Here is a 19,454-nt window from a genome sequence, read left to right as displayed (position 1 = left end):
AGGGACTTGGCAGGCTTGAGCGTCACACTCGCACCCGAGCCCTCGGCCACCTTGTCTGGCGCGGTGCGAGCGCGCCAGCCGCCCCTTCGTGTCCCCCAGCCGCTCGCGCCCCGGTAGTCGGGGCAGCTCTGGCGCGGCATGGGGGAGATCCGGATCGCGTGCCGGGAGAGGGGCAGCTCCCAGGTGCCGGCCTTGAGAGCGATGGCGGCCGCCGTCGCCGTGAGCGGAACGGCGGCCACGAGTAGCAGCGCCGGTTCGGGCGCGCACCGTGTCAGTTCCGGGGCGGGTGCGGCAGGACCAGGAATTGAGTGCCCGTGCCGCTGTCGTGGGGCCGGGCGGTCAGGAAGTCGGGCTCTGCCTTGGCGAGCTGGAGCATCGTCTTCTTGATGAAGTCGGCCGGGCGCTGGAGGTCGACGCGGTCCGCGTGGAAGTTGCTCAGGTAGACGTAGTGGGGGCTGGTGGTGCGGTGAGAGCGCATGCCCCACAGCCGGGTACGCACGATCTTCGCGGCTTGGTCGTCGTCGGGCGCGGCCGGGATGCCACGGTCCAGTGCGCGGCAGCCGGCCGCGTGCGTGTTGGCGAGGTCGGCTGCCTCCTTCTCCGTCAGCCGACTGCTGCGGCTGCTGGCTGCGCGGTAGGTGCAGCCGAGGCAGGCAGTGGCGAAGAACGACGTGCCTTGGCCGCCGTCGGCGGTGTAGACGAGGACGATCGCGCCCTCTCGTTCTCCGACGGCGCCGCGGTAGCGCTGGACAACGGTCGTGCCGTCCGGTGTCCATGTCGCGGTGTCCAGTACGGCAGGACGGCGAGGGAACAGCGTGCTGAGCATGGGTGACTCTCCTTCGGGATGGTCGTTGGCCAGGCGGCCAGGCCGTGTGCGGTCGGCGCCGGGATCATGACGGTGTCGGGGTTGGGCTCGAAGCCCCTTTCGCAGGCGTCACACCGGCCCTGGGTACGCAGCGGGAGGCACGCGTAGTAGCGCCTCTTGCAGTCGGGGCAGGTCTGTCGGGCTGCCATTGCCTGGTCCAGCGCCCGCTCCTGATCGAGGGTGGGTGTCCTCTTGGGCTTGGCCAGGTCGAGGCGGTACAGCCCGCCTCTGGTGGGGTGGTTGCACGACCGGTCGGGCCTGTACGAGCAGTACTTGCAGCGCACGATCGCGACCGGGTCGTGGCCGCCCGGGCTGAGTCCGAGGTCCCGGAGTTGACGCCTGGTGACCAGGCCTTCGGGCACGACCTGGCGGTCGTACTCGGGCAGGTCCGATTCCGTGCGCGACGGCACCCGTTTCACCTCGCGGCGGCGCTTCTTCCGGGGGCGTGGCATCACTGCCTCCAGGCGCCGGGCAGCCGTGCGGAGCGCTGCGGGTAGCGGGGGCCGGGACGGAAGGGTCGTGGCCGGCCGATCCGGCGGCGCGGTCTGGGGATGAGCACGGGCAGTTCCTCCAGGCGTCGGTGGGCAGGGAGCAGTGCGTCCCGCCGACGGTGTTCGTCGGCGGGACGTAGGGGCGGTGCTGGCGGCCGGTCGGCCTGTCCGGTCCTCGCCCACCGCGAGCGGGTGGGCGAGGACCAGGCGGAGCGACCGGAGGGCGGAGAGGGTCAGCGGCTGGCGGGACTGGTCGGCCGGATGCGGCTCGCCCACGGGCTTGCCGGGTCGTGCTGGCGCCGGCCGGTGAGGAAGTCGAGCGTGATCCACAGTCGTTCACCGTCGGGGCCGTACTCGGGGGCGATGACCGAGACGTACGTGCCGGTGCTGACCTGTCGGTAGAGGTCGCGGTTCAGCTCCGGCCACTGGATGGCCATGTCCGCGCGGCTGATCCGTCCGCCGAACGCCGTGACGGGCTCGCCGTCGCGGGTGGTGGCGACCACGGGCGGCTCCTGGACGCCACCGTCGGGGTGGTGGTCGTTGATCCGGATGAACAGCCCGGCGGCGCACGCGGCGTCGACCAGGCGGTGGACCAGTGTCGGGTCGGTGACCACCAGTTCGACTGCGGCGCGTTGCTCCCACCACAGGCCGTCCGCTCCGGTGCCCGCGAATCCGGGCTGCAAGCAGGTGGTGACGTACCCCTCCCGGCACAGCGCGGCGAGCGTGGGCACCAGGTGCTCAGTCTCATCTTCGGGTCCGTAACGCGCCTGGTAGCCGGGGCGGGAAGCAATCTCCCCCTCCAGCCAGCGGGCCATCAGCTCACCGAGATCGGTGACGGTCCGGGCGGACTGCCAGCGGAGCCGGTCGGAGCGGCTCATCCACGGCAACTTCATCGACGTACTCCTCATTGGTTGAGGGCTCTGGGGCGGGGTGTTGAAGGTGGTGCGGGCCGGTCGGCCAGTGAGGCCTCGGGCGCGCGGCGGCGCTCGAGGACCAGGCGGGTCGACGGGATGTCAGCGCTGCTGGAACCGGTGGACGTTGTCGGGTTCGTCGTCGAAGTCGGCGGCTGCCGGGGCAGCCTGGATCGTGGCGTGGATGCGGAGGTCGGGGCGGAACTCCGGCGGGTGGTTGTTGATGACGGGCCGCAGGCTCAGGCCGCGCAGGGCGAGGATGCTGGCGAGGGCCCACATGAGCGCGGCCAGGCCGGTGGCGACGGTGCGCCCGTCGGCCGGGGAAGCCGCCCACACCATCGCGACGGATACGCCGCCCCACAGAGCCCACGTGATGCGCGCTCCGGCGTTGCCCGCGCATCCGCCGATGAGTCCGAGCAGTCCGGCGAGCTGCCAGAAGGCGTAGAGCGCGGAGGTGGGGACGGCGAGGCCGGCCGAGTGCTGGCCGATGTATGAGCGGACCGGATTGTCGATCACGCCCCGCAGGTCGTCGGCGGTGTCCGTACCGGGCGGTGGCCCGTCCGGGAGTGCGGTGAACAGGCCGTGCAGCACGGCGCCAGCGACGTCGGATGCGGTGTCCAGCAGCAGGGTGGTCCAGCCCAGTGCGGACAGGGTGAGAACCGCCTTGATCCAGTTCGCCATGTCGTGCCAGCCGGCGTGCCGGGCTGCGAACACCTCGTCCCACCGGCGGTACAGGACGCCGCCCTCCGCCCAGGCCGCGGTCCACCACGCGCGCAGCGGCGCGAGGCGGGAGGGCTTCTTTGGCTTCCGGGGGACGTGGACGGGCAGGTAGGTGCGCGGCTCGGAGTGCTGGGCGGTGTGGGTGGTGGCGTGGGACTGCATGGTCAAGCAGCTCCTTCGGCGGAGGTGAGGGTGTCGGGTTGATGCGCTGGCCGGGCGGCCTGTCCCGTGCCCGTCCCTCGGGGCGGGGTCGGGCGCGAGGCAGGGGGCCTGGGCTGGTCACAGGCCTCGGGCGTCGGCGAGATCGGCGGCCTGGTCGACCATGCGGATCGGGACGCGGCCGCCGTCCCAGGCGTCGTTGAAGCCCGGGACGGAGTCGACGTCGTCGCCGAACCTGCGGCGGATCGCGTCCATGAGCACCGTGACGGCGTTGCTCTCTAGGCCGCGGTCGCCGCGGGCTTCGGCTCGGATGGCCCCGAGCATGCAGGCGGCGCCGTCCTCGTCGACCAGGACGTCCTTGCACCAGCCGCCGGTGAGCAGACGGTGGTGGGCGCGCTGCAGGAGGGCCGCGACCGGCGTCGGGTACAGGTCCGGCAGTAGGCGGGGCTCGGTGTCGACGGGGCCGGTGACGACATCGGCCAGGTCGACGGGCTCGGTGTCGATGTGCGCGGTGTTGACCTCGTAGGCGACCTTGGCTTCGTCCAGCCGCACGGTCATCGCCGCGTTGATGAACGCCATGCGTTCCTCTAGGGACAGTGCCGCCGGCGGCGCGGGGGCCGTGGTGTTCTGGATGGTTGGGGCGGTCTGGGCTATGGCGGGGGAGAGCGTGCTGTGGGGCATCGGGGCTCCAGGCGGGGTACGCCGAAGGGCGCCGCCGGGATGGTGTCCGGCGGCGCCCTTCGGCGACGTGCAGCAGGTGAGTTGAGGCTGGCGGGTGGGTAGTCACCGCACCTGCGCCCCGGGCATCCTCGATCGGACAGGCGCGGGGAAGGGGATCGGGTGGAGTTCGTCTTCGAGTGCGGGTGGTGCGGCGGGGACAACTTCTTCGTGGGCAAGCAGGTCGGCTTCTGGGTCGACAAGTGGGAAGTGCCCTCGGAGTGGGACTGCCGCTTCTGCGACGGACTCAACTACACGCCGGACCCGCCGTGGACCGAGGCGTAGTCAGAAGCTGGAGACCAGTCCGGCGAGTGAGGTGAGGCCGCTGTTGATGGCCGGGGCCAGGCCGGTCGCGGCGAGGGTGAAGCCGAACAGGGTGCAGGCCAGCATGGGGCCGACACGCACGTAGCCGCCCTTGAGCAGGACGAAGACGATGATGCCCAGCAGCACGGCGGCGGAGATGGAAAGGGCCACGGCGAGTGGTGCCTCCTTCGGGCTCGGATCGGATGGGGCCGGCTGTGCTCGGGCAGGCCGGCCCCACAGGTGCTGGAGTGGGAGAGGGTCAGACGTTGTTGAGGCTCTTGATGGCCTCCAGCGCCTGGCGGGGCGAGGTGACCTGGGACTCGCGGCTGCTGCCGGACTTGGTGCCGCGTTTACCGCCCCCGCCCTTGCCGCCGCGTCGGCGGGAGCCGCCGCCGTCGTCGCCGTCCTCGTCGGGCTCGGGCCAGAACTCGCCGGGTCGCACAGGCTCGTTCCAGTCGAACCACAGGCCGCGCTTCTCCAGCTCGCTGATCTCGTGGTCGGTGAGGTGGTTGACGTCGTCGGGGAACAGGGTGGACAGGTCGGTGTCGAAGTCCGCGTACAGCGACCGCATGAGGACCGCGCGACCGTTGTCGAGGACCATGACGGCGACACCGCCGGTGGACACCCCGTTCTCCGGGTCGGCCTCGCCCTTCATGGCCCGCTCGATCGCGGAGCCCTCGTTGCGGGAGTAGCGGGCCGGGATGGTCGGCACGTCGTAGGCGTTCTCCATCGTGCCCTCCGCCGCCTTGCGGGTGGCGCCGGGCGAACCCATGTTGAAGATGGTCGGGCGGGAGTTCTGCCGGAGGTTGTCCTTCATCTCGGTGGAGAACCCGTTGTGCGCGAACGGCGACTGCCCGGCCGGGTTGAAACCGATCCCGTACTTCAGGCCGGTGACCGTCAGGTCATCTCCGTCGGTCTGGATGAACTCGCCGAAGTCCCCGTCCTGCGCCGCGGTCATGAACTCGTCCGCGTACACGTTCAGCTGCCGGAAGGGGCAGCGGGAGTCGCCCGGCTTGTAGTCGTGCGGCTGGCCGTCGTGCGGCCAGGGCATCTCCGCCCTGATCTCGCACAACGCCTTCGACGCGCGCAGCGAGCGGGCCATCCACAGCGCGTTCGAGCCCTGGCGGTCGATGTACTTACCGAGCACGGTGGTCTTTTCGTCCTTGCGGACGGTGGAGAGCCACACCACCTGGCCGTCCAGGGACTGAGCGGCCATGTTGATCGCGAAGAACTGCGTCTTCCCGGACCGGGACACCCCGAGGATGAGGCCGTGGGCTGCGGCGTTCTTGTCGTGCTGGAACACCATGCTCTTCACCGGCTGGCCGGTGATGGTGAACCCGCACACGTACATGCCCTTGGCGTCCGGGGTGAGCAGCTCGCGGGTGGCGGGGAAGATCGCGCTCAGCGGGGGCTTGTCGAACGCACTGATGAGGAACTCGGTGCCGTCGATGAGGACGAACACGCAGGAGTCGTCCTCGGGCAGGCTCAGGCCGCGGCAGACCTTGGCCAGGTCGATGCGCGGGGTCTCGGTGGCATCGGCCATCTTCGCCCGGTAGAACGTCACCCCGCGTACCTCGTCGCGGCTCTTGTGGATCAGTTCGGAGCCGGGGGCACCGCCCTTGGGGGAGCCGACCTTGTCCGTCCAGCGCTCCTGAGGAGTCGGCTTGGTGCGCCGGCGCAGGTTGGCGTCGGGGGTGATGCGGGCCTCCAGCCAGCCCGGCCCGCCCTGTCGGCCTGGCTGGATCGCGACGTCCGCGAGGACGACGTCGCTGGAGTGCACGCCGAACGCGGCGGCGACGACGGCCTCCGTGAGGCCGGTGATCGGACGCCCGGGCTCCGAGGCGCGCAGCAGGATCGTCATGTCGTTCCGCATGCCGGGGAGCCGGGTGGCCTTGACGAGGTGGGTGCGGGCGGGCATCCCGGCCTGCTCCCACAGCACCCTGGCGTCGCGGGTGAGCAGGTCGGCGCCGTCGTCCGGCTGCGCCACCGACTCCTCGAGGACTTCGGCGGGTGCCGGCTGGGGGGCCGGGGCCGCGACGGCTGGACGGTGGCGGCGGCGGGCGTGCCGGGAGAACGGCATCACCAGGTAGCCGGCCGCCGCCCATCCGGCGGCGAGCAGGGCGTCCATCCAGTACGGACCCCAGCCTGTGGTGGTCTTGGCGGCGACGTCGACGGCGGCGGCCAGGACCAGCGGGGACCAGCGCAGGATCTTGCGTCCGGCCCCGGTCTCCTCGCTCTTGGCGGCGAGGAACCAGCCGCCGATCCCAGCGGCGCCGGCCAGCTGCACGACCTGGTTGACGGGGTGGTCGGGGTAGATGTTCGGAGCCACGGCCAGCACGGGCGCGACGAGGGTGTAGGCGAGGCGTTCGAGCGCGACACTGCGCGGCGTGGTCACCGGCTTCTCCTTCGGGAACGGGCGCGGGCGGCCCCGCGGATGTCGCGGGGCCGCCCGTGGCGGGGTGGGTGGGAGAGCGGGTGTCAGCGGTTGAAGAACCCGGGCCTGGGGGTCCTTGCGCGCCGGTTGGAGCGGATGTCGTCCAGTGCGCCATACAGCTTCGAGTGGGTTCGCTTGGTCTGGTAGGTGAGGTCGACGACCTCCCCCGCGGTGGCACCGAGCTTCTTCACCTCGACGGCGGCGCCGCCCAGGGCGACAGCCACCTCGTTCGTGGCCAGCACGAAGAGGGCGTCCAGGTCCGCGTTCTCGATGTCCCTGGCCACGCCCGTGGTGTGGGTGGCGTTGGCCTTCATGTCGCGGCGCAGCGCTTCCAGTTCGAGGACGGCGTCGTCCATCGACTTGCCGAGCTTGTCCAGCTTGGCCTGGACGGCCTTGTAGCGGTTGTCGGCGTCGGCCGGTACGGGGGCCGCGCTGCCGGTGTGTGGTACGAGATCGCTCATGAGCGGCTCCTCCAGGGGTTAGTCGTGATGGACGGCGGCCGACGTGTGCGTCAGGCCCGCGTCTTCCTTGGCGGCCATGTCCTGGCCGTAGATGCGGGCGACCATGACGGCGGCGAGCCTGGCGGCCTCCTTGGCGAAGCTGCACTCCTGGGCGCAGCGCTGGGCCTGGAGCTTCATGCGGCCCGCGGCGTCGGCCAGGTCCGTGATCTGGTCGGTGACGCGGGTGTCGATGTTGTGGTCGTCGACCAGGTCGGCGGCCATGTCCCGCAGGGCGTCGGCGACTTTGCCGAGGGCCTCCGCGATGGCTTCGGCGCGCTCCTGGTGGGAGGCGGCCTTGATGGCGATGTTCGCCATCTCCATCAGGAACTCGTCGAACGTGATGTCCGTGCGGTGCTGGGCGCTGAGATTGCCCTGCCCGGACGGCTTGCTGACCTGCGCGCTGCTCACGCTGCTCCCTTCCGTGCTGGTGGGTCGGCTGGTGCCGGGCCGTGCGGTGTGACGTTCCGGCGCGGGAGGCAGGCCCCTGACGCCGGTCGTCATGGCTGCGGGCTTGTCGGGGACGATGTCCGCGTCGACGATGTCGTCCTCGCCGTTGCTGTCCGTGCGCGGCGAGCGGCCGGGACGGTCGGGCCACTCCCACGTCGGGGTGGAGTCCTCCTCGCCAAACGGGCTGTCCGCCGGACGGCCACGCCGCCCGGCACGACCCGTACGACCACGCCCCGCCCGCCCGGTCCGGCCGGTGCGGCGAGTACGTCCGCGGCGTCCGGCCCGGCCCGTGCCGCCGGTGCGCCGGCGCCGGAACCGACGACGCTTCTTCGCATCGCCAGACGCCCCGTCACCGGCAGTGGAGTCCTTGCCCGGCTCATCGCCCGCCTTGCCGTCCTTCGCGGCGCTGGAGGCCCCGTCAGGGCCGTCCTTGGCGGCCTTCCCGTCCTTGCCGTCGGTGCTCTTGCCGTCGTCGGTGCCCTTGCCCTTGGAGTCCTTGTCCTTGGTCAGGTTCACCTTCTCGGTGCCGGCCGCCTTGGCGGCCTTCGCGTCGGCGGCGGCCTTCGCGTCGGCACGGCGCTTGTCGAAGCGGCGCTGGACTTCCTCGCCCACGGCCTGGCCCAAGGTGGTGCGACCGGAGCCGGCCGACGCCGCGGCTTCCCGCTTCGCCTTCCGCGCCTCCCCCCGCTCCGCTTTCTTGGCCCGGCGGTCCTCCCATTCCTTCTGCCGGTTGGCGCGGGCTTGATCGCGGTCCTTGGTCCGGTCGGCGACGCCGGCGGTGTGCCCGGCGCCGCGCCGCTCCTGCCGCCCGGCCTGCCGGGCTCCGGCGCGCTCCTGGCGGCCGCGGGCCCGCTCGGCACGAGCGCCGGACGCCGGGCCGTGCTGCGCCCGGCCACTGCCGTCACCCTTCGAGCCGCCGCCCCGGCCGGAGCCGCCAGAGCCCGTCGGGGAGCCTTTCGAACCCCCGGACGAACCGCTGCGCCCGGAACCGGCCGCACGGCCACCAGAGCCCGTCTGAGAGCCCTTCGTGCCGCCCTTGCCGCCTCCGCTGCCCCCGGCCGATCCCGAACGCCCGCCGGGGCCGCCGGAGTTGGAGCCGCGCGAGCCCCCGGGCCGGTTCGACCTCGAACTCGAGTTACGGGACGGCCCCGTGCCGCCCCCGCCGCCGGCCTTCGAGCGGGCCTTGTCCGCACCCAGGCCGGAGCCGGACGACTTCGTACGGTCGGTGTCGGCCTTTGACCGTGCCGCCGCCTTGTCGCCCTTCGCTTTCATCATCGCGGCGTGGAGCCTTCCATTCTGCTCCATCATCGCGACTTCCTGCGCGGTGCGGCCCTCCAGCAGCGCGGCCTTCCGCGCTATTTCAGCCTCACGGAAAGGCGCTTCGCTTTCATGATTTGTCCGCGCCAATTCCAGCCGGTATTCCAGCCAGTCACCGAGACGGTCAGCGAGAGAGCGCGGCTGTTCGTATTCGCCTTCCTCGTATTCACCGTCATCTTCACCGGCTTCCGGCGCCGCAATACCTCCGGACCGCAGGGCTGCCGACGGGTCCGGAGCTGCCGGAATTACCGGCAGTTCCATCGTCGTCTCCTCCGGCGACTCCGGCGGTGCTGGGGGAATGTCTTCCGGCGGCGGAATGGTGTCGCCGTAATCCGGGATCGGCGGTGGCACGTACGTGGAATCACCGCTCCAGGGGCCCTGGACCAGGTTCCCGGTGCCGTCCTCATCGGACACAGTGCGCCTCCCTCCTGTGACTTGACAGAGCGTGGGGTCTTGTGTGCACGCGTGTGCACGTGCACGTGTGCACGCTTTACACGCGCGAGGCCCCACCGGAGCCCGGCGGGGCCTTCGCTGGTGACGGTCAGTTACGCGGGGGGTGCTTCGCCACGACCTGCTCCGCGTACTGCAGCAGGTCGCTCCAGATCCGTCCGTTGCCCTCCACCCGCTGGTCCAGTGCCGTGATGAACAGACGGCAGATCAGCGCGAATCCGGAGTAGACGTCGCCGCGACCGGCTTTGACGTCCTTGGCCATTCGGGATCGTGCCAGGCGGAGCCAGAATTCCATCAGCCCCGCCTCGCCGCGAGATTCGCGGGCTTTCGTCGCCTCTTCCTTCAGCCAGTTCTGACGCCGTTCGGCGGAGCGTTCGGCACTGCTGAGGGGGCGGTTCACGCCGACTCCCGACCGAGGTCGTAAATCGACGTGGGACCACCATACCCGGAATTCCCGCTCTGCGCACCCTGCTGCTGCGGGTTGGGTGCGGCCTGCAGCGTCGGCGGGTTCTTCTTCCGCTGCCTTTCCAGCTCCTTTTCCTTCCTTCCCTTAGCCGTATTTACGACGGTCTCGTCGTGGGCGCGGCGCTTATAGGCGCTCTTTTCCAGGCCCCCGGTGAGGTTGTTCAGGTTCTTGAGCACGTCCCCGAGGGCCTTTTCGACGGGCATCGCGCGAAGCCTCGCGTGGTACCAGCGGTCGCCCTCCACGTGCGTCTCGCGCAGGTGCACGCGGGTCTCGATCGCGAGGGTCTCCAGGTTCTTGCCGATGTCCAGCAGGACCCGCTGAACGTCGGCCAGGTACCGGGCGGTTGCCTCCGGGCTCTGCGCGACGTCGCGCAGAGGGGAGTGGTTCGGGTCGTTGCTGTTCATGCGAGAAGACCTCCGGGTCTCGGGGTGGGGGAACGGGGAATCCGTGATCCCCGAGGCTGTTGCGCGGGGTTGGGCGGTAGTCGGAACGAACCTCGCCCGCACCGCGTCCCGAGTGGGGCGCGGTGCGGGCGAGCGGCCTGCCGGCCGTGGCCGTCACCGGTCCGCGCTTGGTGGGCGAGCGCGGGCCGGTGGCGACCATGAGCGGCAGGGGTTCTGCCAGGGGGTGAGCGCCCGAGCGCTCACCGGGCGCTCACCTACGCGCCCGGGGCGGCCTTTTCGACCTGCTCGCGCAGGCGCTGAGCGGTCGGGCGGGAGACCGGCTTGTCGGACAGGCCCGCCTTGGTGAGCGCGTCGCGGATCTCCGTCCACTCGGGACGGCGCCCGAGCTCGGTGTAGAGCAGACGGATGCGTGCGTGGCGGCGCTCGGTCAGCGCGTCACTCTCGCTGCGCGTAAGAGCGCCCTCCGCTCGCTGAGCGTCTCCGTCCTCCGTGGCGCGCTCACTCTCGTGAGCGCCGGAGGTGAGCGCCGGGCGCTCACGCTCACCGCGAACCTCCCCGGAGGTGAGCGCGCTCACGTCGGGGTGAGCGTGCTCGGTTTCCTCCGCTCGCTCGATGGTGTGAGCGTCCTCGGGGGTGAGCGTGTCGGCGAGCGCGGCGGGCAGTTCTCCGAGCTTGAGCGTCATCCGCTGGTCCAGCGGAGCCTTCCAGCGCCACAGCAAACCGTGCTCTTCCTTGAGCTGCGCTCGCAGGTACGTCTGCTCCTGGAGGCGGGTGAGCGCCTCCTCGTAGGAGGTGATCTCCCACAGGATCATCCGGCGGCGCAGCCGGGCGGTGGGGATCGGGGCGAGGATCCAGCGGCTGCGGCGCACCGTCTCCATCCGCACCTTTCCGGTGACCGCCCCGATCCTCGTGGCGTACACGTGGGAGGCGATCTCCGAGAAGACGACCCACAGCAGGGTGAGGGCGGCGTGCCCTAGGCGGCCGGACATGCTGTCGGAGGCGTGCCAGTTCAGGTAGACGGTCACCGCCGTCAGCGCCCTCGGCACCCACCGGATCCAGCGCAGTTCCATGCCCATGCGGATCAGGACCAGGCTGGCGCCGGTGAAGGCCGGGATGGAGACGTCGATGCCGACCGGCAGCAGCCACGGCCACTCCCAGCCCCACCCTGCCGCCTTGGTCTCCAGCGCGGTGTAGGAGGACAGCAGGCCGATGGTGGAGACGGCCGCGGCGGCCAGTACGATCGCGACGACGCCCACCAGCTCCCCTCCGGACAGCGGCGGTACGCCGCCGGCGGGCCGGGCGTCGTTGCGTGCCTTGCGTCGGGCGGCCCGCGACTCGGTCCGGATCTCGCGGCGCCGGGCCCTCTGCACGGTGCGCTGCGTGGCCGCCTCCAGGACGCGTTCACCTTCGGCGCGGGCCTGGGCGGCGGCGATCTGGTCGGCGGTGGCCTTCTCGGCTGCCTCCCGGGCCGTCTTCGCGTCGGTGTCGATCTGCTCGCGAAGCCGGGCGATGTCCTTGTCGACACCGGCCCGCAGCTCCTCAACCGTGGCACGGGCGTCGGCCAGGGCGCGGTCGGCGTCCTGTCGAAGGCCGACGGCCACCTTCTCCGCCCCGGCCCTCACCTGCACGGCCTGGTCGTCCGCGCGCTCGCGCATACGGTCGGCATCCGCGCGGGCCCGCTCCATGACCTGGTCGGAGTCCCGGGCGGCGCGGGCGCGGATCTCGCTCGCGGCGCGGTCGGCGTCGGCGAGCAGCTCGGTGCGCTGCGCCTCCGTGTCCGCGCGGACCGTGGCCGCGTCCCGGTCGGCAGCCGACCGGAGTTCACCGGCCGCCGTCCTCGCCTCGGTGACGACGTCCTGCGCCTGGCGGCGCGCGTCGGCGAGGACCTGGTCGGCCTTGCCGGTCGCCGCCGTAGTAAGGGCGTCGGCCTCGGAACGCGCGTCGGTGAGCAGCTGCTCCGCCTTCGCTTCGCTGTCGACGCGGACCTGGTCTGCGTCGGAAGCCGCGGTGGTCACCGCCTCCGTATGGACTTGGCCGGCGGCCACCGTCGCGTCGGCGAGGATGCGTACCTGCTCGGTGGTGGCTGCTTCAGTGATCGAGATCGCCTCCGCACGGGCCACGTCCAGCAGTTCGCCGGCGCGCGCCTGGCCGTCGGCGAGGATGCTGTCGGCATCGTCGGCAGCCCGGTCCCGGAGGTCGGCGGCACGGTCGGCGGCGTCGGCCAGGTGCGGATCGGCCTCCGGGTACACCGCCGGAGTGGCGGTCTCGGGGACGGCGGCCTGAGCGGGAACGGCCGCCTGCGTCTGCGCCTGGGTGCGCCCGCCGCGGGGCTTCGGGGTCGCCGCGGGCTGGCGCCTGCGACGGGTGGAGGTCTTGGTGGCCACGGGGGTGTCCTCTCTCTTCCGGGCGCCTCCGTGAGAAGGGGCACCGTGGATCAATGGCGGTCGGTAGGGTCGTGACCAGGCCCTCCGGGACCCCGGCAGCTCAAATGCCGGGGGCTCGGAGGGCCGTCCTTCCAAGGGGCGGGTGGTCAGCGCTGGACAGACGGCTTGCCGTTGTCCTGCGTGAGGTGCTGGCGCAGCCAGGCGACGGCGGCCGGGGTCATCGCCCCGGTGTCCGGCTCGGTCAGCGGCGCGGTGTCGATGTCGTGCATCGCGTCGGCCGGCGGGAGCAGCCGCATGTAGTCGGGGTCGATCCCCGCGCGGGCACGGTTACCGCTCAGCTCCACCAGGTCGTAGAGGACCTTGCCGGTGTCGGCGTGCCGCCAGGACCGCTCCACCCGGCCGACGAACGTGTGGCCGGGAAGTCCGAGCCAGAACCGTTCGGCATCGCGGAACAGGACCAGGTTGCCCTTCTTGTAACTGGTCTGCGTCGGCGTGGTCTGCGTGCGCGGCTGCTGTGCCACGTTGTGTCCTTCCGTTGAAGTGCACCGGCTCCGGGCTGTTCCCGGGCCGGGACGTGCGAGAAGACCGGCCGCCCGTTGCGCGGGCGTCCGACTGGTGACGGTGCTGTGAGGCGGGTAGCTACTTCCGTTCCGCTCCCGGCAGACGGGAGCAGCGCGGTCAGACCGCCGTGAGCCGACGCGGGGCGATGACCCGACCGTCGGGGAGCAGCTCGCCGGTGTCCTCGAAGAGGAGGACCCCGTTACACAGCAGGCTCCAGCCCTGCTCCGGGTAGCCGACCACGGTGTGGGCGGCCTCCCGGTCGGGGCTGGTGGCAGACGGGCACTTCGGCGTGTGCGAGCACGGGACGGCGGCCATGGGTGAACTCCCTCGGGACGGTGTCGAATGAGGCGGACCGGAAGGCAGCAGCACGAAATGGCCGACTGCTGGGGTGCGGTCCCTGCGTTCTCCGCCGCCACCGGACCTCGAGGGCCGGAGGCGTCCGGGCAGCGCAGGGCTGCAGGTGGTGGGGTGTCAGGCGCCCGGTTTGCGGGCGCGGTTGCGGGCGGCGCGGCGCTTCATCGAGCGGCGTTCGTCCTCGGACAGCCCGCCCCAGACACCAGAGTCCTGGCCGGACTCCATGGCCCACTGCAGGCACTGCTCCATGACCGGGCAGCGGCGGCAGACGGCCTTGGCCTCGTCGATCTGAAGCAGCGCAGGACCGGTGTTGCCGATCGGGAAGAACAGCTCCGGGTCCTCTTCGCGGCAAACAGCGTTGTGACGCCAGTCCATTACGTCCTCCGTGGTGTGGCAGTTCGGGGTGGTGGGCCAAGCCGCAGGGGGCGGCGCGAAGTGATCCCGCCCCCTGCGGGGCGTACTACTTGCTGCCGGCGATCTGGCAGCGGACCTGCTTGCCGACCGGCGAGGGAGCGGAGTCCCAGCCGGGCGCCAGCATGTCCAGCAGACCCAGGCCGCGCCCGGACTCTGCGGTGTCGCTGTCCATCGCCACCGCGCTGCGGCGCGGCGGCAGATCGACGGCGGGATCGTGCACATTCACCTGGATCCCGCACCCGGTGACGTACACCTCGACAACCAGCGGAACGTGATCACCGCAGGCCCGCACGGAGTTGCCGAGCAGCTCCGAGACGACCCACTCCGCGGTGTCGGCGGTGTCCTGACCGACCCCGTACCCCACCGGCACCGACGCGGTCAGGCCGCGCACCGTGCTGAAGGCGAACTCGGAGGCCGTGATGTGAGCGACGAACCCGCCCGCGCGGTGACGCAGGTAGACGCCGGGGACGGAGGCCGGAAGCACCGGCCGGTCCGCAACCATGGTTCCGGGACCGGAGACGGTGAGCGTCGTCACCGTGACCCGCCGCCCTTGCCCTGCCGGGCCCGGCGCAGCGCTTCGTCAATGTCCGGGTCGCTGTCCCCCTGCGCACCGAGCGGGGCAGGGGATGTCATCATGTAGCTCAAGGTTGTTGTCCTTCCGCGAAGGGGATGACCTGCTGAACGGCCTCGGGGTGCAATCCCGGGGCCGCTCGTTTTGGCTCTGTACGAGTAGCCACGGCCGCCACCCAGCTGTTCGGGGTGGCGGCCGTGGTCGTTCGCCCCGCCAGCACTTCAGCGGGGAGTGCGTCCTGCGCACTCCGCCGTCGACCGGGCCCCAACAGGGAACGGTCGGCGGCGGGCAGCGCAGGGCTGCAAGGTCAGCCCTGTACCTGCACCTCTTCGTCCCCCTCCTCCATGTACTCCGCGTATTCGGCCTGGTCCATGTCCTCGTAACCAGCACACAGCTCTTCGAACGAGACGTCGTCGGCCATCGGTCCTCCAGGTCGTATGGACGGCTGTCGTACGAGCAGCCGCGGCCCCGGCCACCCCAAGCGATCGGGATGGCCGGGGCCGTAGTTGTTCGCGCGCGGCAGTTCAGCGCGGGGGGCGCTCGGGGCGAAGCGTGGTCAGCGGGACCGTCGGACCGTCCAAGGGGACATCCCCAGCAGGCATCCGACTACGGTCACCGTCGACGTCAGCGACCCTGGGCAGTACCGCGTTCCAGTCGGCTACACGTCCGGCCGGCGTACGCTCCGCACGGGCCCGGAGGGTCTGGCCAGTCTGGCGGCTGAACGCCTTCGGCAACACGGCAGTCGGCCGGCGGGACGACGTCTCCTTGTGGGCGTCGGCCAGGGCCTGGCGCCACTCGGGGATCGTCATGTCGAACTCCACGCGGCGGTTGCTGCCCCGGCAGTGAACCGCGTCGGCCACGCCCGCCTTCCCGGTGTGGTGCGGGACCAGCTTCTGGACCTTGCTCTGCACACCGGTGATCGGGCACCAGGTCTTGCAGTCCTCGCAGACGAGAACCGCCTTCAGCGGCTCGCGCAGGTCGATGTGCGAGGGCAGGAGCTGGGAGAGCTTGAGGGCAGGGCGGTTGCTGGGCTTCCTCTTCGTGCGGGTCCGGCGGGGTCGTTCCTTGGCAGTGGGCATCGCGGACGTGATGGTCATCTGGCGAATCTCCTCGTGTGCGTAAGAGGGAGAGGGATGCGTCGCGGTGCTCTCTCCGCCCGTCAGGCCGCACGGAAGATCCGGCGTCCTGACGGACGGACAGCGCATAGCGCTGCGACGTGCAGCAGAGAGTCGAGAAACCCGGGGGATTTGGTGTTGCCATCAACCCCGGCCACCCCGAGGGGCAGACGACTTCTACGGTGGTGCTGGTAGGGGACCGAGGTTCCGGCTCCCTCATCCGGCGCCGCCCATCAGGCGGTTCCGGGTGGGGGAGCCGGGTCCGCGAGGACCCGGCGGGACAGTCAGGCCGCGACCGGCACCGAGACGGCGGCCCGGGTGACGCGCAGCTGCGCGGCGTAGGGGAGGAGCACGTCGACCAGGCGCTCACGTACGAAGCGGGCGATGCTCGGGTCGGCGGCCGCGATGTCACGGGCGGCGAGCATCCGGTTCTCCCGGGCCTCGATCGCCTCGATCGCTGCCTCCAGGTCCAGACCCTCCAGCCGCTCGTGGGGGAGGAGGCCGGCCTCGTACATCGAGAGCGGCGTGCCGAACGCGACGTCCAAGTCGACGTCGCCGAAATCCGGCAGCTCCACCTCGATCGCGTCCAGCAACTCCTGGGTCTCAACGTCGAAGCCCTCGGTGGCGAGGCTGGCAGCGGGGCGGCGGATGACGTTCACGAGTGGTAATCCCTTCAGTAGGCGACCGCCGCAGAGGCGGATTACGCAGATGAGGTGCATTCGGTCAGGCCGGATAGGCGCCTTCCGGCGGTCCGTCCCTTGCGGGGCGGTGACATGTAAGACGATGGAGTCTTCTAGAAGACTTGTCAAGCCTTCTAGAATGCCGTTGACTGAGCAGAGCCCAACCCGGAAGGAGCCGCCACCGTGCCGCCCCAGATCCCTAAGCGACCACCGAAGTGGCGCCAGCTCGCAGACGAGATCGCGGCTCAGATCACCGAAGGCGAGTACGCGCCCGGTGATCGGCTTCCCTCTGTCCAAGCCCTGGTCAAGCAGGGAAAGGGGGCAACAGCGACCGTCCATCGCGCCTATCAGGCGCTGGAAGCGGAAGGACTCGTGCGCACGACTCAGGGGAGCGGCACCACGGTCTTGGAGCCCGACAGCATGCCTTCGAGCACCCTGACCGGCGCGGCTCGGCTTGAACGTCTGCGACGGACGGGTAGACCTCTCGCCTTCCGGGAGACCTACGTGAATTCCCGCTCCGTGCTTCGATCGTGCGCAGACCCGCAGATCGCGAATCTTCTCGGCATCGACCTGTACGACGAGATCGTCCTCAGAAGCCGGACCTTCGTACGTGACGACAAGCCGACCGTGCTCGCCCTGAACTGCATCCACATGCGGGCGCTGGCTGTGCTCCCCGAGTTGCTGCGCGAGGGGCCGATGGAGAAGTTCCGGCACGACTTGTATGTCGAGCGCACAGGGAAAGCCATTACCGCAGGTCCCGAACAGAGCACCGCGCGCCTCGCGTCCGACAACGAACTCGCGGAGTTCGGCATCGAGGTGCCGCCCGACGTGCCCGTACCCGTACTGGTCTTGCGCACCGTCTACTCCGACGACGACGGGCCGCTGGAGGTCTGGGAGGACATCCTTCGGCCAGGCATGTGGCACAGCAGTAACGCTTAACCGCATCCCACCGAAAGGGCTGATGCCCTGGACTAGATCATCAGCCCGTTGTCCGCATCCCCGATGCCATGTTGCAACCACGGCGCTCACCGGTCCCTCCTCGAGGAAGGGGCGAAGAGGGCCTTGAGGAGCCAGCCCGTGACGCCGCTTCCGGCCACCGCCACGGCGATGTCGCGGATCACCATGAGGAGCACCGATGCGACCAGGCCAGCGGTCAGGATTGCGGCAATACGTATGGCCACGGCGCCGGGTCGCCCGCGTGGCGGAGGATTTACACCCGGTCTCGTGCAGGAGCAGCCGTGTGTCGGCGTCGGCCTTGTGAGCGTGAAGTCGACGCTCCGACCATGTGCGTCGGCCACGGTGGGCGATGTGCTGTGGGCATGCCGAAGCTGGGTCATCTCGCCCTCCTGGAGAGGAAGTTGGGGGTTGCGGCTGGAGGAGCCGTGACTCCAGGTTTAGGCGTGATCTTCGGTGGCTTCTACGGTTGGCGTGTATCCGTCGGCCGGATACACGGACTTGGATACATGGAGGGGGGCTCGAAGTGGGGCAACAGCCGAATGTGCTGACGCCGGGTCAGTCGCCCCAGCACCGTCTTGGTTACGTGATCCGGGAGCTGCGCGAGGCGCGCGGTCTGTCCATGCGGGAGTTGGCCGCGCAGACGTTCGTTTCGCACTCCAAGGTGCAGCGATGGGAGAACGGCGACCGCCCTCCGAAGGACCGGGGTGAGGTTGAGCTCATCGACAGGGCTCTTGGCGCTGGCGGGTTCCTGATCGAGCTGTGGCAGGAGATAGGCCAGGGTGCCTCCGGGCCCGGCCATGTATCCGATGCAGGCCCCCATGTATCCGATACATCGCTAGACCTGGCCACGGCCCTGTCCCAGGCGGCAGCGTCGGACGGTGAGGGGATCTTCGTCCCTCGACGTCTAGACGATGGAACGGTGGTGCTCGTGGCACTCGATCGACGCGCGCTCCTGCGCGCCGGGGCAGGGAGCGGTGCAGCAGCGGTGGCTGGCTTTCCCATGCCGGCGTCCGCTGCGGTCACGGAAGATCCGTTCGGCTTCGCAAGAAGTGCGACCGAGAGTTGGTCCGGGCTTCGACTGTCGCGCCCTGCCCCGGAGTTCGGTGTCGACTGGCACGCGCTTCTTCCCGGGGGCCGTTCCATGCTTGGCTCCCAGCTCTCGCTCCAGGTCCACCCGGCGCGCCTTGATGCAGGCCGGGTGATCCTGTCTGTGCCTGACCAGCGGCGTGCGGAGGAGTTCCTGGCGCGGCCTCATCGAGGTCTATTGGTCGGGGCGGTCGAGACCGGTGGCCCCACGAGGTTCTACGCCCTGGACGGCCGCGCGGCCCGTGCGAAGCTCACGAGGAACGGCGGCGTGTGCGAAGTCGCCGCCCCCGCCGCCTACGAACTGGATGACTTCACCATCGGGCTGCTGTGGGCCGTCAGCAACTACGACGAAGCACTACAGGCCGATGACCAGGCTCTGTCCGAGACGCGCAGCGATCTCCGGGCGTACGAGCGGCTGTCTGCCTCTGCGGTCAGCCGGGAAGCCGCGCCCGGGCTGAACACCGTCGCCCACATGTGGCTCGGCTCCGATTTCTGCGCTCGCCACATCCTGCGGGCGCTGCCGGATCTGCCGGCGCTGCCCGCGTTCTGGACTCGGGAGCAGCGGGGGGAAGAGGCGAGCGCGTGGTTGATCTTCGATCACAAGTTTCCGTACCTGCGGGAGACCACCAAGGCACTCGGCAGTACGAGCACCCGGGCGTTCTGTATTCCGGAGCACGTCGTCCGTTCCTCCCCGCGGTATGAACGGATCCTGTTGTTCCTGGCCGTGGCGCTGATGGAGTCATTGGGGATCCACGCCCAGTTCACGACCGATCCCGCGTACGAGGCAGTCGAAGGCTTCGTGGTCGCTCCCGACAAGGAAGCGGTGATCGCCAACTGGGTCCGCGGGGACGGGATGTGGCACGTCGACGTGACAGCCCGGTCCTCGGTCGTCCGGGAGTTCACGATCGCGTCCCGCGACGTGAACGCGCACTCGCTCACCGCGGCGCCGACGGCTGCCGGACGCCTCCGTGCTCTTGCGCAGTATCTCGAGCTTCCATGGTCTTGGCTCATCGAGCGGAGCGGCCAGCTCGCCCGGTACGGATCGTCCGGGCTGATCCAGGCCCGCAGCCGGCTCGTGTCCGCGGCCGGCATCGATGCTGCGTGCGCGTATGTGGGCTCTCTCCCAGCCGACCACTAACCCGCAACCA

At 70.5% G+C, this 19,454-nt stretch carries 21 protein-coding genes and 2 pseudogenes; 3 read left to right on the top strand and 20 right to left on the bottom strand.

All coding sequences use genetic code 11. The features are described from left to right. The 6 genes and pseudogenes from ACWDR4_RS41395 to ACWDR4_RS41370 all read right to left on the bottom strand — a co-directional run. Positions 1-239: pseudogene (locus ACWDR4_RS41395) on the bottom strand (hypothetical protein); the annotation flags it as partial. Positions 240-271: 32 nt separating this feature from the next. Further along, the gene (locus tag ACWDR4_RS41390; protein WP_450416250.1) at positions 272-826 is read right to left on the bottom strand and encodes a hypothetical protein; all 555 of its coding nucleotides are present in this window, start codon (positions 824-826) and stop codon (positions 272-274) included. 161 nt (positions 827-987) lie between these two features. Beyond that, positions 988-1,317, bottom strand: a pseudogene (locus tag ACWDR4_RS41385) (RRQRL motif-containing zinc-binding protein); the annotation flags it as partial. 272 nt (positions 1,318-1,589) lie between these two features. After that, positions 1,590-2,249, bottom strand: coding sequence for a DUF6919 domain-containing protein (locus tag ACWDR4_RS41380; protein ID WP_450416247.1), 660 nt, complete (start codon positions 2,247-2,249; stop codon positions 1,590-1,592). A 120-nt stretch (positions 2,250-2,369) separates the two neighbouring features. Then, the gene (locus ACWDR4_RS41375) at positions 2,370-3,149 is read right to left on the bottom strand and encodes a hypothetical protein (RefSeq protein WP_450416246.1); all 780 of its coding nucleotides are present in this window, start codon (positions 3,147-3,149) and stop codon (positions 2,370-2,372) included. Between the two features lie 117 nt (positions 3,150-3,266). Beyond that, positions 3,267-3,827, bottom strand: a complete 561-nt coding sequence (locus tag ACWDR4_RS41370) for a DUF6197 family protein (protein ID WP_450416244.1) — start codon at positions 3,825-3,827, stop codon at positions 3,267-3,269. A 159-nt stretch (positions 3,828-3,986) separates the two neighbouring features. On the opposite strand from ACWDR4_RS41370, the gene ACWDR4_RS41365 reads away from it, so the two are divergent. Next, on the top strand, positions 3,987-4,148 hold the full coding sequence (locus tag ACWDR4_RS41365) for a hypothetical protein (RefSeq protein WP_167459353.1): 162 nt from the start codon (positions 3,987-3,989) through the stop codon (positions 4,146-4,148). On the opposite strand, the gene ACWDR4_RS41360 is transcribed toward ACWDR4_RS41365, so the two are convergent. The 13 genes from ACWDR4_RS41360 to ACWDR4_RS41300 form a co-directional block, all read right to left on the bottom strand. Continuing rightward, on the bottom strand, positions 4,149-4,337 hold the full coding sequence (locus ACWDR4_RS41360; protein WP_450416242.1) for a hypothetical protein: 189 nt from the start codon (positions 4,335-4,337) through the stop codon (positions 4,149-4,151). Between the two features lie 88 nt (positions 4,338-4,425). Then, positions 4,426-6,561, bottom strand: a complete 2,136-nt coding sequence (locus ACWDR4_RS41355; RefSeq protein ID WP_450416240.1) for a chromosome segregation protein ParM — start codon at positions 6,559-6,561, stop codon at positions 4,426-4,428. A gap of 83 nt (positions 6,562-6,644) precedes the next feature. Then, entirely contained in the window at positions 6,645-7,061 is a 417-nt protein-coding gene (locus ACWDR4_RS41350; RefSeq protein WP_450416239.1) for a conjugal transfer protein TraB, read from the bottom strand. Between the two features lie 18 nt (positions 7,062-7,079). Next, a complete protein-coding gene (locus ACWDR4_RS41345; RefSeq protein ID WP_450416237.1) occupies positions 7,080-8,855 on the bottom strand; it encodes an ATP/GTP-binding protein in 1,776 nt (591 codons plus the stop codon). 550 nt (positions 8,856-9,405) lie between these two features. Continuing rightward, entirely contained in the window at positions 9,406-9,714 is a 309-nt protein-coding gene (locus ACWDR4_RS41340) for a hypothetical protein (RefSeq protein WP_450416236.1), read from the bottom strand. After that, complete coding sequence (locus tag ACWDR4_RS41335; protein WP_450416235.1) at positions 9,711-10,184, bottom strand: hypothetical protein; 474 nt, start codon at positions 10,182-10,184, stop codon at positions 9,711-9,713. Before ACWDR4_RS41335 ends, ACWDR4_RS41340 begins: the two co-directional genes overlap by 4 nt. 254 nt (positions 10,185-10,438) lie before the next feature. Next, on the bottom strand, positions 10,439-12,568 hold the full coding sequence (locus ACWDR4_RS41330; RefSeq protein WP_450416233.1) for a DUF2637 domain-containing protein: 2,130 nt from the start codon (positions 12,566-12,568) through the stop codon (positions 10,439-10,441). Between the two features lie 146 nt (positions 12,569-12,714). Beyond that, positions 12,715-13,089, bottom strand: a complete 375-nt coding sequence (locus tag ACWDR4_RS41325) for a hypothetical protein (RefSeq protein WP_450416232.1) — start codon at positions 13,087-13,089, stop codon at positions 12,715-12,717. A gap of 157 nt (positions 13,090-13,246) precedes the next feature. Further along, a complete protein-coding gene (locus tag ACWDR4_RS41320; protein ID WP_450416230.1) occupies positions 13,247-13,444 on the bottom strand; it encodes a DUF5999 family protein in 198 nt (65 codons plus the stop codon). A 156-nt stretch (positions 13,445-13,600) separates the two neighbouring features. After that, positions 13,601-13,858, bottom strand: a complete 258-nt coding sequence (locus ACWDR4_RS41315) for a WhiB family transcriptional regulator (protein ID WP_450416228.1) — start codon at positions 13,856-13,858, stop codon at positions 13,601-13,603. 85 nt (positions 13,859-13,943) lie between these two features. After that, a complete protein-coding gene (locus ACWDR4_RS41310; RefSeq protein WP_450416226.1) occupies positions 13,944-14,432 on the bottom strand; it encodes an ATP-binding protein in 489 nt (162 codons plus the stop codon). A 560-nt stretch (positions 14,433-14,992) separates the two neighbouring features. Continuing rightward, positions 14,993-15,565: a hypothetical protein gene (locus tag ACWDR4_RS41305; RefSeq protein WP_450416225.1), complete on the bottom strand. Its 573-nt coding sequence runs from the start codon at positions 15,563-15,565 to the stop codon at positions 14,993-14,995. Positions 15,566-15,867: 302 nt separating this feature from the next. Next, positions 15,868-16,242 carry a hypothetical protein gene (locus ACWDR4_RS41300; RefSeq protein WP_450416223.1) on the bottom strand — a complete coding sequence of 125 codons (375 nt, stop codon included), beginning with the start codon at positions 16,240-16,242 and terminating at the stop codon, positions 15,868-15,870. Between the two features lie 204 nt (positions 16,243-16,446). Between ACWDR4_RS41300 and ACWDR4_RS41295 the strand changes: the two genes are divergently transcribed. Continuing rightward, positions 16,447-17,202: a GntR family transcriptional regulator gene (locus tag ACWDR4_RS41295; RefSeq protein ID WP_450416222.1), complete on the top strand. Its 756-nt coding sequence runs from the start codon at positions 16,447-16,449 to the stop codon at positions 17,200-17,202. Positions 17,203-17,288: 86 nt separating this feature from the next. On the opposite strand, the gene ACWDR4_RS41290 is transcribed toward ACWDR4_RS41295, so the two are convergent. Then, on the bottom strand, positions 17,289-17,444 hold the full coding sequence (locus ACWDR4_RS41290; protein ID WP_450416220.1) for a hypothetical protein: 156 nt from the start codon (positions 17,442-17,444) through the stop codon (positions 17,289-17,291). Positions 17,445-17,743: 299 nt separating this feature from the next. On the opposite strand from ACWDR4_RS41290, the gene ACWDR4_RS41285 reads away from it, so the two are divergent. After that, positions 17,744-19,444 carry a helix-turn-helix domain-containing protein gene (locus ACWDR4_RS41285; protein WP_450416219.1) on the top strand — a complete coding sequence of 567 codons (1,701 nt, stop codon included), beginning with the start codon at positions 17,744-17,746 and terminating at the stop codon, positions 19,442-19,444. The last annotated feature ends 10 nt before the right edge of the window (positions 19,445-19,454 follow it).

This window comes from Streptomyces sp. NPDC000878, from assembly GCF_053599695.1.
The sequence above is the reverse complement of the archived record's forward strand: the minus strand, read 5'-3'. Positions and strand labels throughout refer to the sequence as shown.